This window comes from Candidatus Methylomirabilota bacterium (genome assembly GCA_028870115.1).
Taxonomy (GTDB): Bacteria; Methylomirabilota; Methylomirabilia; order Methylomirabilales; family Methylomirabilaceae; genus Methylomirabilis.
The window spans coordinates 1-1,111 of sequence record JAGWQH010000100.1 but is presented as its reverse complement, the minus strand read 5'-3'; the positions used below and the strand labels follow the sequence as shown (position 1 = coordinate 1,111).

2 protein-coding genes are annotated in these 1,111 nt (G+C 56.3%); one reads left to right on the top strand and one right to left on the bottom strand.

Annotated features, from left to right (window positions below):
• Window positions 1-303: TerC family protein (locus KGL31_11675; GenBank protein ID MDE2322550.1), on the bottom strand; the 303-nt coding region annotated here is incomplete at its 3' end.
• Between the two features lie 542 nt (window positions 304-845).
• Between KGL31_11675 and KGL31_11670 the strand changes: the two genes are divergently transcribed.
• Window positions 846-1,111, top strand: a 266-nt coding sequence (locus KGL31_11670; GenBank protein ID MDE2322549.1) for a DUF5132 domain-containing protein, incomplete at its 3' end; no start/stop codon positions are given.

Genomic DNA, 1,111 nt, shown 5'->3' with positions numbered 1-1,111 from the left:
TGCCTTCCCCTCTCCCTCGCCCCCGTTCGTACCGATGAGCTTCATGGCGATCCAGACCAAGGCAAGCCCACCCACCGCTTGGAGGAGAGGGATCTGGAGGAGTCGAGAGGCGATGGCGATGAAGGTGATCTGAAGCGCTACTGCCCCGACTATTCCTCCAAACAAGCCGTAGAACTGTGCCCGGGGCGGTAGGGTCCGGACTGCCATGGCAATGACCACGGCGTTGTCGCCGGACAGGCTGAGGTTGATGAAGACGATGCCGAGCCAGCGGGCCCAGAACTCTGGATAAAGCAGAAATGCCATCCGGTGTCTCACGGGAATGGTTAGAGCTTCGGCCCTCCAGGCCGCATTCCAGTCCCCTCGCAGAATATATCTAGCGTAGCTGTGTTACTGCGACATTAAGGCGAAGGAAACAATTCGTAAAAACCGCAACGAGAACATCGGGGTTGAGTCCCTCCGCGAGACCCCGCACTGTTTACCGGAGGACGCCATGTGCTTCGTTGCTATGATCTGTTTGGTTGCAGGGTTCCGATGGATTGAGGAAGCGCAAGCGGCGAACCTTTACGGGCGGGTTTATAACACATTGCGCAGCGAGATATATAGGAAGGCCAAAATTGTGCTGGGGTCTAGTCCACCGAGAGAGGCAGTGACGGATGACCAGGGACAGTACTGGTTTGACGAGCACTAAAGCCTGGGAGCCGGATGTCAGGCGTGAGCGATCCCGGAGAGCGTTGCGGGAGTCACAAGAGGTAAGTAATGAATGAAGTTGTTTACACGATCTCCTCGGGAAGCGTAGCATGACAACATGATTGTATCGGCAAATCTCAAGGAGAAGGAGGATCGTCATGGGATTACTGGATAACGGTCTACTGGGGAACGGGCTGAAGGGGAACATCGTGACAGGGTTGGCTATCGGTATCGGCGCGGCCATTTTGGCCCCTGTCGTTATCCCTCTGGCTGCATCAATCGTCAAGCCACTGGCAAAGGCCACGATTAAAGGTGGCATCACTCTCTATGAAAAGGGTCAAGAGATGGTCGCTGAGGCGGGAGAGGTCGTGGAGGACCTGGTGGCAGAGGCCAAGGCGGAATTGGCCGAGGTCCCGACAGACAC